Consider the following 14,989-nt stretch of genomic DNA (forward strand, 5'->3'; position numbering starts at 1 on the left):
CGTTCACACATCCCCTGTGGGAGCGAGCCTGCTCGCGAAAGCGGTAGATCAGGCACCGCCGGAATCAAGGAAAAACGCATCCACCTCTGCCGCCCCCGGCGAGGTCGCCGGTCCCCAGCGCGTCACCGCAATAGCCGCTGCCGCATTCGCCCGCCGCGCCGCTTCATAGGCAGACAAGCCCTGCGCCAACCCGGCAACAAACACCCCGGCATGGGCGTCACCGGCACCATTGCTGTCTACCGCTTTCACCGCAAACCCGGGCACATGCCGACGCTCATCGCGCTGATGAATCCAGCAGCCTTGCGGCCCGTCACGCACAACCATCAGCACGTCGTTGGGCAGATGCTCAGCGAGACGATCAAGCGCCACCGCAATCTCTTCAGCCCCGGTAAACCGCAGCGCTTCAACACTGTTGCTGGTCCACACATCGATGCGCGGCAGCAGCGCTTGCATCATCGGTGAACCCGGCGACTCCACCAGTGGCCCCGGATCGAACACCACGTTGATCGTTGCCGGCAACGCCAGCGTCCAATCGAGCAATGCCTTTGCCTTGCCTTCGTGGAGCAGGCTGTAGCCGCTCAGATAAACGTAATCGCCCGCTTCAGCCGCGACGCTGTTCAGATCTTCTTCGGTCACCTCACCTTCAGCGCCGATATAGGAAATGAAACTGCGCTCGGCCGACGCATCGGTCAGCGCCACACATAAACCGGTGTCCTTCTGCGCAGGTTCGGTGATGCCGATGTGAATCCCCTCGGCGTTCATCGCCTGACGCGCCAGATCGCCGAAACGCCCACTGCCATGCCGACCGAGATACACCACCGGCAGGCCGTTACGCACCGCCGCCGCCATCACGTTGAAACCGCCGCCCGCTTCGAAACCGGCCGACTGCGCCAGCACGTCACCGCCAATCTGCGGCAGTTTATCCACGGCCATGACCAGGTCGATGATGACCTGGCCGGTGTGCAACATCTTAGGCATGAGCATTCTCGGTTTGCGCGGCGCGGCGATCTTTCGCCCCGCCCAGTACAAAGTAAATCCCACCAGCGACGACGAAGGTCACGATCCAGCCGAGGCCGTTGTGGCCCAGCCACGAGTCGGACAGGAAGCCCTTGAACCAGACGTTCTCGGCAGTGGTGCCGATGGTGGTGAAACTGAAGCCGAGGACAATGGCAATCGACCATGCACCAAACGCACGCCACTCGATACCGCCGCGATACCAGTAAGCACTGCTCGGGCTGACGTCGAGAAGGTCCTTCGGGCTGTAGTAGTGACGATGAATCAGGTCGACGACGAAGATCCCGACCCATGCGGTGATCGGCACGGCAAGCAGGGAAATGAAGGTAATGAACGGACCGTAGAAGCTGTCGGCGATCAGCATGAAGTAGATCGAGCCGGCGAAGATAGCGACGATATCGACCACCACCGCGTAGACGCGCTTGACCTTGAGGCCGAGGGTCAGCGTGGTCAAACCAGCGGAATACACCGACAGGTTGTTCGACAGCAGCAAGCCACCGAATGCGGTGATCAGGTACGGCACCGCCATCCAGGTTGGCAGCATGTCGCGAATTGCCACGATCGGGTCAGTCGCCGAGGCCAGGTCGTTGTTGCCCACCGACAGCAGACCGCCAAGAGTGATCAGCAGTACCAGCGGAATACCCGCACCAAACGCGGCAGACGCGACCAGACGCACAGCCTTGACGCTGCGATGCTGATAGCGCGACATGTCGGCGCCAGCGTTGGCCCAGCCGATGCCGGTGCCGGCGGCCATGGTGCCGATACCGATGATCATTGCGCTCATCGGCGCCGGTGTCGCGTTGAACACTGCGCTCCAGTCGATGGTCGCGCAGAGGAAGCCGCCAACGAGAATGTTCAGCGCGCCGAACACGTAGGTCGCCCACTTCTGGATGACCAACAACGTCGCGTGACCGAGGCCGGATACTGACAAGGTCAGCAGAACGAAAATCGCGATGAAGATCAGCGTCAATACCGGTGCGCTTTTCGCTTCGACCGGGGAGCCGAACAGGATCGAGCACAGCGACAGCAGCACGAATGCAGCGGTGGTGGTGTTGACCGTTTCCCAACCGAGACGCGACATCAGCGAGACCAGCGTCGGGCCGATATTGCCGCGCACGCCGAAGATCGCTCGTGACAAGGTCAGGCTCGGCGCACGACCACGTCGACCGGCAATCGAGATGATTCCGACCACCGCAAACGAACCGGCAGCGCCGATGATCGCGACGATGATCGCCTGCCAGATCGCCAGCCCGCGAAACGCCACCAGCGTGGCGCCCAGCGGCAAACCGAGGATGGAAATGTTGGCAGCGAACCAGACCCAGAACAGTTGCAGCGGATGACCGTTGCACTCGGCTTCCGGCACCGGTTCGATGCCGCGGGTTTCCAGTTGCCCGGCGCTTTGCCCGGCGTTTGATGAACTCATGAAGGTGCTCCTGTTTGCCTTTTTTGTGGTTGTGGCAATGATGCAAAACGACAAGACATCGCGGCCATCCTCGGCCTGTCTGCGCGATCCATTGCGGGTTAAATATTCGAATATGCGGTGCGGCCATCGCGAGCAGGCTCGCTCCCACAAGTACCGTGTAATCCATGTGGGAGCGAGCCTGCTCGCGAAGACGTCAGCCCAATCAGCGCAAAGCCAACAGCCCCTGCACCAACGGCTCAAGCTCCAGATGATTGACCGCTTTGACCGTGTCGATCATCGGCACCGGCCAGCTTTCAAGGCCCAGGCAGGCCCCCAACATCGCGCCGAGAATCGCCGCAATGGTGTCCGTGTCACCACCAAGGCTGGCGGCCATGCACAGCGCATCAAACGCGCTCATCTCACCGACCGCCACTTGCTGTGCCAGTGCAAACGACACCACCACCGATTCCTGTGACGCCACCGAAGTGCCGATCACGTCGTAGAGCAGATCCGCCAGTAAAGCCTTGTCGCTATCGACACTGATGGTGCGCGCCCAACTGATGCGCGAGGCAATACGCCCACCGGCGACCCAGTGCCCGTGCGCCTCGGCTTGCTGAGCGATTTGCTGACCAAGGTTCAACGCCTCGCCCAGGTCCATGCCGTTGATGCCGGCAGACACCACCGCCGCCACTGCTGCCGCACTGGAAATCCCCAGCGTGGTGTTGTGGGTGACCTGGCAGGCCTGGACCACCGCCACAATAAACCGTTCAGGGTCGACAACATCCGCCGCAATCCCCACCGGCGTAATGCGCATCGCTGCGCCGTTGGTAGTGCCGTAGCGCCCGGCTTCCTCCGGGGAATGGCCGGCGAGGATCATCTCGATTGCGCGTTTGGTCGACGGCCCAAGCAAATCCTGCGAGCCCTTGGCCTGCATCTCGGCTTCCCACTCGATCAAGCGTTGCGCGAGGATCGCCGGTTCGATGCGGCCCTTGCCTTCGACCAGCAACTCGCCGACCAGAATCGCCTGTTCGGTGTCGTCGGTGATCGAGCCTTTGGGCATGTTCGCGGCGATCGGCTGCAACGGACCTGCGTCCTGCAGATCGGTGATCTGGCCGAAGCGGGTCTTGATCGTTTCGCGGTTCAGCGATTGCGTCGGCATGCCCAGCGCATCACCGAGGGCCAGGCCATAGAAAGCGCCGAGGGCACGGTTGAGCGCGGTCATTTCGACTCTCCAAATTGCAGGTGCAGACGGAAATGCACCGGGTCGAGCAGGCTTTCGACCAGCTCCATGAAACGGTTCTGCCGGTCGTAGGTGGTGCGCAGCGCTTTGAGGAATACCGTGCCTACCGGGCGGCCGAGCAGTTCGGCGTCTTCGGCATTCAACGGTTCGGCGCCGATCCATTGATCGCCGCGTTCGCCGATGTAGCCGTAGGCGGCCAGAGTGATGGTCAGAGAGTTGTCGATCAGACCGACGCGCGGCAGGCTTTCCAGGCCGCCGGTGGCCGGCATCAAAGAGCGTTCGAGGGACACCAGCGTGCCTTCGCTGGAACGGCGACGACGGTCGAGGGTGATGAATTGGTCAGTGCCGAATCGCGACAGCAGGTCTGGCCGGGTCACGGCTTCCAGACGCAACACTTCGGTATTGATCATCGCCCCGCTGTCGGCCAAGGCCTGCGCCCAGCCGCTGCGTTGGTCGAGGGCGACACCGTCGAAAGTGACGATGGAGCCGACGCCGCTTTGCGTGGCGATGTAGTTACGCCGTTTCAGTTCGGCCAGCGCTTCGCGCAGCGTGCCCCGGCTGACTTGGAATTCTTGAGCCAACTGATGCTCGCCGGGCAACAGAAAGCCGTCCTCCATGAGGCCGCTTTCGATGCGTCGGACGAGTTCGTCGACCACCCGTTGTTTCTTGTCAAATCGTACCTGTCTAATCATGTACAAATTGATACCCGAAACTAGCGTGGGCGGGCAAGGGATATTTAGCGAGAGTGACGAAAGGCGGGAGAATCAAAAGCCCCTCACCCTAGCCCTCTCCCGAAGGGAGAGGGGACTGAATGGGGGATATTTGGGAGATACATCGACCTGAAAGTGCTTCACCGAATCCACAATCGACGACCCCTTTCAGGTCGACGGATCACCTCGGTCGGCCCTTCCCCTCACCCTAGCCCTCTCCCGAAGGGAGAGGGGACTGAATGGGGGATGCTCAGGAGGTTCGCCGACCTGAAAGTGCTTCGCCGAATCCACAATCCACCCGAAAGTGCTGTTCCGAATCCATAGTCAACGAGAGCTTTCAGGTCGACGGATTACGCAAGACACCTCGGTCGGCCCCCTCTCCCTCTGGGAGAGGGCTGGGGTGAGGGGCTCTTGATTCTAGCGTTGTTTCAGTCGGTCAATGACCACAGCCAGCAGCAGGATCGACCCACGAATCACATACTGATAAAACGTGTCGATATTCTTCAAATTCATCGCATTCTCGATGATCGCCAGAATCAACACCCCGGCAATCACATGCCGAATCATGCCAATCCCGCCACTCAACGACACCCCACCCAGCACGCAAGCCGAGATCACCGTCAGCTCGAAACCCTGGCCAATCATCGGCTGCCCCGAGGTCATCCGCGACGCCAGAATCACCCCCGCCAACGCACCGATCACCCCATGCACGGCAAAGATAATGATCTTGGTCCGGTCAACGTTCACCCCCGCGAGCAACGCCGCTTCCTGGTTGCCACCGATGGCCATGGTGTTGCGCCCGTAGGTGGTGTAATTCAGCAACCAGCCAAAAAACAGAAAGCAGACGATGGTGATCAGAATCGGCACCGGCACGCCGAACAGCTGGCCATTGCCGAAGACGAAGAACGATTCCTGCGACACACCCACCGCCTTGCCGTTGGCAAAGATGTAAGCCAGACCGCGAACAATCTGCATGGTCGCCAACGTCGTGATCAAGGCATTGACGCGCAACTTGGCAATCACAATCCCGTTGATCAACCCGACAATCAGGCCCATGACCAACGCCGCACTGACACCGAGAAATACGCTATTGGTGTCACGCATCACCACTGCCGCGACCACGCCGGCGCAGGCAATCACCGAGCCCACCGACAAGTCGAAATGCCCCGACGCCAGGCAGTACAACATCGTGCACGCGGCAATCCCGGTGGTAGAAATCGCCAGGCCCAGACCGCGCATGTTCAGCGGCGAAAGGAAGTTGTCGATCAGCAAGGTGCAGGCGACAAAAATGCCCACAGCCGCCAGCAACATGACCCAGTCGTCGAGGAAGCGGCGCATGTCCAGAGGTTTGCGCTCTTTGGGCAGGGTTTCGTTTTGGGTTGTCATCATAGTCACCTCTCAGTTCGCCACGCCGTCAGCGCGGTGGCGCGGCAAAGCCAGTTGCAGCAGGTTGGATTCATTGGCCTGGTCGCGGCTGATTTCGCCGCGCAGGGCGCCTTCGCAGAGCACCAGAATGCGGTCGGAAATACCCATCACTTCCATCAGGTCGCTGGACACCACGATCACCGAAATGCCGTCGGCGGCGAGGTTATGGATGATCTGGTAGATCTCCGCTTTCGCACCGATGTCGATGCCGCGTGTCGGCTCATCGAGCAGCAAAACTTTCATCGGCATCGACAGCCAGCGACCGAGAATGGCCTTCTGCTGATTGCCGCCGGAGAGGAATTTGATCTGCTGACCGGCGTGCGGGGTTTTCACTTTCAGCGCTTTGATCTGTTTGTCGGCATTGCCCTTTTCCCACAGACCGCGAATCAGGCAGCCGAGCCCTGAATGGGCACCACGTGCACTGATATTGATGTTCTCGGCGACGCTGGCCAGCGGGATGATGCCTTCCTTTTTGCGATCCTCCGGGCAGAGCAAAATCCCGGCGGCAATCGCGTCGCGCGGTGAGCGCAGTTTCAATTCATGACCGCGCAATTCGAGACGCCCGGCCGTGTGACGTTCGAGCCCGCTGAGTAAACGAAACAGCTCGGTGCGCCCTGCCCCGACCAGTCCGAACAGGCCAAGAATTTCACCTTTGTGCGCCTCGAAACTGATCGGCTCGCGCAGACCCGGACCGAGCAGGCCGGCGACCTTCAGCGCGACGGCGCCGCGTGGACGATGGCGATAATCGTAGATGTCCTGAATGTCGCGCCCGACCATGCAGGTCACCAGTTGATCGTGGTTCAACTGGCTCATGTCCTCGAAAGTGCGCACGTAGCGACCGTCCTTGAACACCGTCACCGCGTCGCAAATGCGGAACACTTCTTCCATGCGATGGGAAACATAGAGCACGACTTTGCCTTCGTCGCGCAGGCGGCCGATGATCGTCATCAAGCGGTCGATTTCGCGGGCCGAAAGGCTGCTGGTCGGTTCGTCGAAAGCGATGACGTGGGCACCACGCGACAGCGCCTTGGCGATTTCCACCAGTTGTCGCTGGCCGAGGGACAGGCGTCCGACTTTGGTCTGCGGGTCGATTTCATCGGCCAGGCCTTTGAGGCAATTCAACGCTTGCTGGCGTAACACACCGCGGTTGATCAAACCGAAACTGGCCGGCAGATGGCCGAGAAACAGGTTCTCGGCGACGGTCATTTCCGGCACCAGATGCAGCTCCTGGTGAATCACCGCGACGCCGCTGCCGATGCTGTCAGCCGTCGACTTGAACGCCATGGTCTGCTCGCCGATCTGCAACTCGCCGCTGCTCGGGATGTAAGCGCCGCCGAGGATTTTCAGCAGAGTCGATTTGCCGGCGCCGTTCTCGCCCATCAAGGCATGAACCTGCCCCGGATGCGCGACGAAGCTGATAGCGTCCAGCGCCTTCACCCCGGGAAAGGTTTTGCCGATCCCGTTGAAGCGCAGGCTGCCGCTGGCGCTGTGTTGTTGTGTTTGTACTTGCGCGTGCATAAAGCCACCTCTTCACACCAAAAAACGGCCCGGCTGCCCGGGCCGTCGCGGCATCAGTTCCACAGGCCGATTTTTTCCAGCTCTTGTTTGAAGTTCTCGCGGGTGATCAGGGTGACGTCGTCCATCGCGGTGTACTTCGGCGGCTCTTTGCCGGTGGTGACCCACTCGTACATCATCTCTGCAGTCTTGTAGCCTTCGATGTGCGGGCTAGGCAGCATCGAGCCGAAGAAACCGCTGTTAGGCTTTTTCAATTCGCCGATGGCGTCGGTGCCGTTGATGCCGATACCGATCACGTTGGCCGCGGCAAAACCGGCAGCTTCGGTGGCGCGCACGCCGCCAAGCACGGTGTTGTCGTTCATGCCGCCGATGATCAGGTTTTTCGCCGCGCTTGGCAGCTTCACCAACGCCGAGTTGGTGGCGTCCATGCTGCCCGGTACGTCGAGGGTTTTCAGCGCGGCAAACAGAATGTGATCCTTCGGCATACCGGCGTCTTCGAGGGATTTCACCGAGCCGTCGGTGCGTTTCTTGCCGGTGTCGAGTTCGTTGTAGGTGTTGACCACCGCGTAGGTGTCTTTCCAGTCCCAGTTGCGTTTTTTCGCCTCGGCGACCATGGCGTTACCCTGCTTCTGGCCGACTTCGAACGCGGCCATGCCGAGGTACGGCACGTCTTCCATGAATTTGCCGTTGGCGTCGACGAAGCGGTCGTCGACGGCAATCACCTTAAGGTCGTTGAGTTTGGCTTTGGCCATGATCGCCGGGCCGAGCGAGACATCCGGCGGGCAGATCACAAAGCCCTTGGCGCCATTGGCGGCGAGGCTGTCGATGGCCGAGAGGGTTTTCTCGCCGTCCGGCACGGCGATCTTGATCAGTTCGAAGCCCTTGTCCTTGGCGGCTTTCTCGGCGAAAGCCCACTCGGTCTGGAACCACGGCTCTTCCGCCTGCTTGACCAGGAAACCGATTTTCACGGTGTCGGCAGCGAGCAGCGCACTGCTCAGGCTGAACGCGGTGACCGCCAGGGCGGTACTGCACAGGGTACGAATCCCGAAACGACGTTTCATAAGCTGACTCCTTGTTATTTTTTTTGAGCAATGTTTGAAAAGCGTTAAAGCAATTTCCTGCAAAGCCTGTTGAAAATAGTCATATCGTATGATGATTGGATTTCAAACGGACCTGTCCGTGTGAAAAGCCCTTCGCTCAGTCGTGGTACATCACCGAGCGCCCACCATCGATGGTGATGCATGAAGCATTGATGAACGGCGCCTCATCACTGGCCAGAAATACCGCGGTCATCGCCACTTCAAGCGGCTGACCGATGCGCTTCGGCGGGTGCAGATCAAAAGCGCGCTGACGCTCGGCGTGCGGGTCGGCGAAACCGTTCCAGTAGTCGACGTTCAGTTGCGTTTCAATGTAGCCCGGTGCGATGGCGTTCACTCGAATGCCTTTCGCCGCGTATTCGATGCCGAGTGCGCGAGTCAGACCGAGCAAACCGTGTTTGGCCACCGGGTATGGGAAGCAGCCGGGAATGATGTGGCTGGAATGGGTCGAGGCGATGTTGATGATGCTGCCGACGCCCTGCTCGATCATCTGCGGCAACACCGCTTTGCAGCCGAACCACGCACCGTCCAGATCGATGGCGAAGCAGCGATGCCAGTCTTCTTCCGTCATTTGCAAAGGATCGCAGAACACGTTGACCCCGGCGCAATTGACCAGCACGTCGATGCGCCCGTGCAGCTCAACGGCGCGTTTGGCCATGGCGTGCAGATCGTGCTGACGCGAGACATCTGCCTTCAGCGCCTGCACATCAAAGCCCTGTTCACGCCAGTGCGCAGCAACCTGTTCGACCTTCTCGGCCTGGATATCACTGATGACCAGTTTCGCTTGCTGTGAGGCGAACGCCGCAACAATGGCTTCCCCGATGCCTTGCGCAGCACCGGTCAGCAGCACGACCTTGTTTTTCAGACGCTCGCCCTTCGGCGGCGCGGGCACCGGCGGCAGGGAAAGGGGTTCAGCCATGGATCAGGACTCCTGTTTCGCAGGCACAAAAAAACCGGGCATCTACCGATGTCCGGTCTGGAAGGCGATTTGAACGAAACAGGCAGGCGCGGCCGACGGCTTCGGGCCGTTGCGAGACGCGGACTCCACACGGGAGTGCGATAGACATTCGCTGCATCACTTCACCTGTTTTGTTCTTTTTAAGTGTGAGTGCGTGTTACTGCTGCAGCCGACTATAAACCCGACCGCCAAATAATCTCAATATATAATTTTGCATCCCATATTTTGGGATTTAATCCGCAAAGCGCGTACAGAGTTTTCCTGCAACCTCCACACGCATCGACAGCACCGCGCCATCCAGCGGGTGGTTGTGCGGGCTTTTGGCGCTGGTGATGAACAGGGTTTTCAGGTCTTCCCCACCGAACACACAACTGGTCGGGCGACTGACAGGCAGATCAATTTTGCGATCGACGTTGCCTTCAGGCGTTAATCGCAGCAGGCAACTGCCGTCCCAACGGGCATTCCAGATGTAGCCTTCGGCGTCCATTGCCGAGCCGTCCGGGCCACCCTGCTGATCGGGGCCGTACCAGACTTGTGCAACATCGAGATTGCCGTCGGTGTGGATGAAATAGCGATGGAGCGTGCTGTCGAGACTGTCGCCGAACAGCAGTGTGGTGCCGTCATCGCTCCACAGCAGCGTGTTGGGAATTCCCAGATTACGCAGTAAGGGGGTGACGCGTTTATCCGGATCGATCCGAAACAGGCCACCGGAACGACGGGTGATCGGCAGGTCTTCGCCCTGCTCGCCGATGTTGTTTTGCATAGTGCCGAGCCACAAACGACCCTGGCCATCGCAGCGCGCTTCGTTGGGGCGATTGCCGGGTTGCGGATCGGCGACGCAGAATAGCGTCAGGCGCGGTTCGAGACCGGGCGAGTCGAGATCGAGGCGATAGACGCCGCTGCTCAGGGTCACCAGTGCATCGCCGCTGGCGCAGGGGATGAACGCGGAGACATGCTCGGGCATTTGCCAGATCTGCACGTTCTGGCCGATCAGGCGCAGGGCCTGCTTGCCGGCAATGTCTACCCAGTACAGCGCCTGGGTCGGCGCGTCCCAGAACGGGCCTTCACCGAGTTGGGCGCGGTGTTGGGTCAGGGCGGTCCACGGCATATCAACTCCTCGGATCTTGTTGTTATTTAATGTGGGAGCGAGCCTGCTCGCGAAAGCGTCGTGTCAGTCGATGCATGAGTTGCCTGATACACCGCCTTCGCGAGCAGGCTCGCTCCCAAAGGGAAATTTGTATTAACCGGCTTTTTTTTCGGCCATGACTTTTGGGTAGAAACGTTTGATCGCCAGGTCGGCGTTATCGATCAGGGTCATGCACGCCCACACGCCGCGCGCAGAATCCCGGGCGGCGATGGCGTCGGCCATGTCCTTGTGAATCGGCAAAGTGCGGCGCAGTTCATCCGGGTCGGCCGCAGAAACTTCAAATGACACCGCGAGCAACGCACCGAGCGCCGGGACCATTTGTTCGATGAATTGATTGTGGCTGGCGGCGAGGATGCATTCGTGGAAGACCTGATCGGCGCGGTTGTAATCGGTGCCGCTGTCGACCGCACGCTCAAGGGCGTTGTAGGCCAGTTGCACCGCTTCAATCTGTTCCAGGGTCGCGCGCTCACAGGCCCAGCGCACCGCCATCGGTTCGATGGTGCGGCGCAGGTCGAGCAAGTCATCGACGAAATTTTCCGGCAGCCCGTTGCGCGACAGCCAACCGACCACTTGCGGATCGAACAGGTTCCAGCGCCGTACCGGCAGCACGCGGGTGCCGACCTTCGGCCCGACTTCGAGCATGCCTTTGGCGACGAGGGTTTTGATTGCCTCGCGGATGACCGTGCGGCTGACGCCGAGCTGTTCGCCCAGATCGGCCTCGACCTTGATGGTCTGCCCCGGTTTGACCTGGCCAGCGGCGATCCAGCTGCCCAGCCAGTCGACCGTGGATGCGTGAAAGCTGCTGGACATGAACACCTCAAAGCGGATCGCGATGGGTGATCAAGCTAATCATCATATGATTAAGTGTCAACGACAAAAAAAGATCGCAGCCTTCGGCAGCTCCTACAGGTGTACACCATGTAGGAGCTGCCGAAGGCTGCGATCTTTTAAGGTTCGAGGCCGATGCGGAAGAACTCGCCGCCGCTCCATACACCGAGCCAACGCTGCCCGTCGATTTCACGGCTCACCGCCAGTTCAACCAGTTGATAGAACACATTGCGATGAATCAGCGCTTCAAGGTTGGTGCGCACATGCACGTAAGGCGCGGGCTCTTGCGTCGTCGGATCAATCTCGACGCGGATCGGATGCTCCGGCCCGGCCTCGGCGGTTTCCTCGACGTTGGTGGTGAAGCGCAACAGCTGCGCCTCCCCCTCGCCTTCAACCTCGACGGCAATCGCCACGAACGGCGCATCGTCGACCTTGATCCCGACCTTCTCGACCGGAGTGATCAGGAAATAATCATCGCCATCGCGGCGCATGATCGTGGAGAACAATTTGACCATCGGCTTGCGCCCGATCGGCGTGCCCAGGTAATACCAGGTGCCGTCACGGGCGATGCGCATGTCGATGTCGCCGCAGAAGTCCGGGTTCCACAAGTGCACCGGCGGCAAGCCTTTGGTTTTCGGGATCTGTCCCAACAGGTCATTGGCTTTTTGCGGGCCACTCATGGCGTTCTCCTTGAATTATTGGTCGCCGACTCCCAACAGGCTGCGCGCGTACTGGGCCAGCGGCGGGCCGATCAGGTCTTCGGGCTTGCTGTCGTGGAACGTCAGTAAACCGCCACGACTCTTGATCCGTGCAGTATCAATCAAATACTGGGTGCTGGTCTCGATCAACATGATCTGAATCACGCCACCGTCGATGCCGAGGCGATCAACCGCTTCTTCATCGAGCCATTCGTCGGAGTTGCCAATGCGGTCATCAGCCTTGGCGAAACGGGTGTACAGCAGATAGTGCGCACCGGCATCGCGAGCTTCGCCCATCGCCTGATCGAGGCCTTCCGGCGCGCGGGCACGGCGGACCATCGGGAAGTATTCGACGAAGCCCTTGAAGGCCTCTTCAGCCACTACGTTCGGGCGCGGGTAGGAACCACCCGGCGGCGCAAAGGCGCCTTGGGCGATGTAGATAAATGAGTCCGGCTGAATGCGGAAGTTGTTCACGCGGCGGCTGTCGCTGTGATCGAGCAGGCCCGCGTCGCTCATCTGATAGCGAGTGCCTTCGGCCATATCGCTGACAGTCATACAGCCGCCAAGCGCCAAAACGGCCAGCAGCAAAACCAGGCTACGCATCCTATTCCTCCAGAGGCCGGTGACGGAAAACCGGCGAATGGCCGTTGGATGCAGCTTTTGCGCCAGCTCAAGAAATTTGTTGATGGTTAAATCGTATTCGCGAGCAGGCTCGCTCCCACAGGGGGAATACATTCCAAGGTGGGAGCGAGCCTGCTCGCGAAAGCGGTTGATCAGCCGCCGATAATTTTCATCACTGTCGCGCCACCGGAGAACGCCACTTCCTGCTTGTCGCCCAACGCTTTGACCAGCAAACGCTGGAGCGCCGGCAGTGCCTGATGGCGCGGCTTGTCGAGCAGATCGCCGACATAGTGACGGTTGCTCGACGACAGGCAGCCATGCAGCCAACCGGTCGACGACAAGCGCAACCGCGAGCACGTCCGGCAGAACGGCACGCTTTCGTTGGCGATCACACCAAAGTTGCCCAGACCGGGAATTGCGTAACGCACGGCGGTGGCGTCTACGGGCGCATCGGTTTGCGCGTATTCATAACGCTCGCCAATCAGCGCCAGCAGCTGTTGCAGGCTGACGAACTGTTGCAGGAACGCATTGTTGTCCTTGGCCAAGTGGCCCATGCGCATCAGCTCGATGAAGCGCAGTTCGTATCCGCGTTCCAGGCAGTAGTCGAGCAGCGGCATCACTTGATCAAGATTCTGCCCACGCAACGGCACCATGTTGACCTTGATCTTCATCCCCGCCGCTTTCGCCTGATCCATGCCATCGAGCACGGTGGCCAGATCGCCGCCACGGGCGATGCTGCGAAAAGCGCTGGCGTCGAGAGTATCAAGGGATACGTTGATCCGGCGCAGACCGGCTTCCACCAGCAGTGGCAGTTTTTTCGCGAGGAGTTGACCGTTGGTGGTCAGACTGATGTCGTCCAGGCCCATCTTGCCGACGGCGGTCATGAACGATTCGAGTTTGGGGCTGACCAGCGGCTCACCGCCAGTAATGCGCAAGCGCTCGATACCGGCGGCTTCGATCAAATACGCCACGCCGCGGGCCATGGCTTCGGCCGACAGTTCATCCTGCGCAGCCACCAACCGCTTGCCGTTGGGCACGCAGTAGGTACACGCGTAATTGCAGGCTGAAGTCAGACTGATCCGCAAATTGCGAAAACGCCTGCCTTGACGGTCAACGATCATGATCACTCCGGCGAAAGAATTTCGAGCCGCTAAAACTTGACTCACAAATCAAGTTTTAGCAAGCCCTATGCCTGAGTATATTCCTGCGGTACTGCGACATGTAGCGAAATCATGGCGCAATAAGGCAGCTGAATGGCTCAGCTGCTTGGCGTTTCCGGATCGCGCTTGCGCTTGTTGCCCATGCGCACGCCGATGTCCATCAGGAACTGGAAGAAACCTTCCTGATCTTCCAGCACATTGCTCCAGAACGGCGAGTGATACAGCGCCACAGCGCCGTGCACCAGCGCCCAGGACGCGCAGTAGTGGAAGTACGGCGGCACGTCTTCAAGCTTGCCTTCGCTGATGCGGCCCTTGATCAACAAGGTCAGGCGTTCGAAGTTCGAGGCACGGATCTTGTGCAGCTCCTCGACCATCTCCGGCACCTGATTGCCCTTGACCACCTTCTCTTCGAGGCGGTCGAACAGGCGATAACGCTGCGGGTCGCGCATGCGGAATTCGAAGTAGGCGCGAGACAGCGCTTCCTTGTCCTTGTCGACATCGGCCGAATGCAGCAGCTCGTTCAAATCGCGCTCGTAATCGAGCATCAGGCGCAGATAGATCTCGGCCTTGGATTTGAAGTGTTTGTAGATCGTGCCTTTGCCGATACCCACGGCATCAGCAATCATCTCGACGGTGACACTGTCTTCACCTTGGTCGAGGAACAGCTTGAGCGCGGTATCGAGAATTTCTTGCTCGCGGCGACGAAACTCACGGACCTTACGAGGTTCTTTGTGCATAAGAAAAGGTCTGAAGGGTCAAAATTCGAAGCCGCGTATTATGCCTAACTTGCGCAAAATTGCACGGATCATCCGACCATATCTGTGTTTCATGTTCGTTTTGAGAACGTTTTGGGCGCAATGAGAACTCAACTGAAGCAAACGTATTCCAAATTTGTTTAAAAACCCCGACCGGCTAACTGGACTGCACGCCAGACTGATCAATACTTGAACTGTCGGGCGACATCTCCCCCAAGTGTCGCGCCGGTAAAGGTACCAAGGGACCGCGTGCCTTTGTTTTACTCCTAATGGTCTTAACCCGGATTCACCCCCCAGAACCCGGGTTTTTTTTGCCTGCGATTTAACGCTTGGCCCAGCTACCTGCACATCACTACTGTAGGAGCTGCCGCAGGCTGCGATCTTTTGCCTTTGCCTGTCAAAATCAAGATCAAAAGATC

General features: G+C 59.5%; 14 protein-coding genes. All 14 read right to left on the reverse strand.

Annotation, left to right across the window (positions count from 1 at the left end; genetic code table 11):
* Positions 1 to 48: 48 nt before the first annotated feature.
* On the reverse strand, positions 49 to 978 hold the full coding sequence (locus HU718_RS22250; RefSeq protein WP_186613776.1) for a PfkB family carbohydrate kinase: 930 nt from the start codon (positions 976 to 978) through the stop codon (positions 49 to 51).
* Complete coding sequence (locus HU718_RS22255; RefSeq protein ID WP_127929323.1) at positions 971 to 2,437, reverse strand: purine-cytosine permease family protein; 1,467 nt, start codon at positions 2,435 to 2,437, stop codon at positions 971 to 973. The genes HU718_RS22250 and HU718_RS22255 overlap by 8 nt, the downstream gene beginning before the upstream one ends.
* 202 nt (positions 2,438 to 2,639) lie before the next feature.
* Positions 2,640 to 3,638 (reverse strand): ADP-ribosylglycohydrolase family protein, encoded by a 999-nt coding sequence (locus tag HU718_RS22260; RefSeq protein ID WP_186613774.1) that lies wholly within the window; start codon positions 3,636 to 3,638, stop codon positions 2,640 to 2,642.
* Positions 3,635 to 4,348: a GntR family transcriptional regulator gene (locus HU718_RS22265; protein WP_110720351.1), complete on the reverse strand. Its 714-nt coding sequence runs from the start codon at positions 4,346 to 4,348 to the stop codon at positions 3,635 to 3,637. Before HU718_RS22265 ends, HU718_RS22260 begins: the two co-directional genes overlap by 4 nt.
* Positions 4,349 to 4,783: 435 nt before the next feature.
* Positions 4,784 to 5,752 (reverse strand): L-arabinose ABC transporter permease AraH, encoded by a 969-nt coding sequence (gene araH, locus HU718_RS22270; protein WP_026000669.1) that lies wholly within the window; start codon positions 5,750 to 5,752, stop codon positions 4,784 to 4,786.
* A gap of 12 nt (positions 5,753 to 5,764) precedes the next feature.
* A complete protein-coding gene (gene araG / locus HU718_RS22275) occupies positions 5,765 to 7,309 on the reverse strand; it encodes an L-arabinose ABC transporter ATP-binding protein AraG (protein WP_186613772.1) in 1,545 nt (514 codons plus the stop codon).
* Positions 7,310 to 7,362: 53 nt separating this feature from the next.
* Positions 7,363 to 8,367, reverse strand: a complete 1,005-nt coding sequence (locus tag HU718_RS22280; protein ID WP_064120360.1) for a substrate-binding domain-containing protein — start codon at positions 8,365 to 8,367, stop codon at positions 7,363 to 7,365.
* Positions 8,368 to 8,503: 136 nt separating this feature from the next.
* Entirely contained in the window at positions 8,504 to 9,322 is an 819-nt protein-coding gene (locus tag HU718_RS22285) for an SDR family oxidoreductase (protein WP_150750644.1), read from the reverse strand.
* A 271-nt stretch (positions 9,323 to 9,593) separates the two neighbouring features.
* A complete protein-coding gene (locus HU718_RS22290) occupies positions 9,594 to 10,469 on the reverse strand; it encodes an SMP-30/gluconolactonase/LRE family protein (protein WP_127929328.1) in 876 nt (291 codons plus the stop codon).
* A 132-nt stretch (positions 10,470 to 10,601) separates the two neighbouring features.
* Complete coding sequence (locus HU718_RS22295; RefSeq protein ID WP_150750642.1) at positions 10,602 to 11,318, reverse strand: FadR/GntR family transcriptional regulator; 717 nt, start codon at positions 11,316 to 11,318, stop codon at positions 10,602 to 10,604.
* Between the two features lie 137 nt (positions 11,319 to 11,455).
* Positions 11,456 to 12,016, reverse strand: coding sequence for a DUF1285 domain-containing protein (locus HU718_RS22300; RefSeq protein ID WP_095112887.1), 561 nt, complete (start codon positions 12,014 to 12,016; stop codon positions 11,456 to 11,458).
* A 15-nt stretch (positions 12,017 to 12,031) separates the two neighbouring features.
* The gene (locus HU718_RS22305) at positions 12,032 to 12,637 is read right to left on the reverse strand and encodes a DUF4823 domain-containing protein (protein ID WP_007908280.1); all 606 of its coding nucleotides are present in this window, start codon (positions 12,635 to 12,637) and stop codon (positions 12,032 to 12,034) included.
* A gap of 170 nt (positions 12,638 to 12,807) precedes the next feature.
* Positions 12,808 to 13,776 carry a GTP 3',8-cyclase MoaA gene (locus HU718_RS22310; RefSeq protein ID WP_095120573.1) on the reverse strand — a complete coding sequence of 323 codons (969 nt, stop codon included), beginning with the start codon at positions 13,774 to 13,776 and terminating at the stop codon, positions 12,808 to 12,810.
* A 137-nt stretch (positions 13,777 to 13,913) separates the two neighbouring features.
* The gene (locus tag HU718_RS22315; RefSeq protein WP_007908276.1) at positions 13,914 to 14,552 is read right to left on the reverse strand and encodes a TetR/AcrR family transcriptional regulator; all 639 of its coding nucleotides are present in this window, start codon (positions 14,550 to 14,552) and stop codon (positions 13,914 to 13,916) included.
* Between the last annotated feature and the right edge of the window lie 437 nt (positions 14,553 to 14,989).

It is taken from the genome of Pseudomonas tensinigenes, assembly GCF_014268445.2.
Classification (GTDB): Bacteria; Pseudomonadota; Gammaproteobacteria; order Pseudomonadales; family Pseudomonadaceae; genus Aquipseudomonas; species Aquipseudomonas tensinigenes.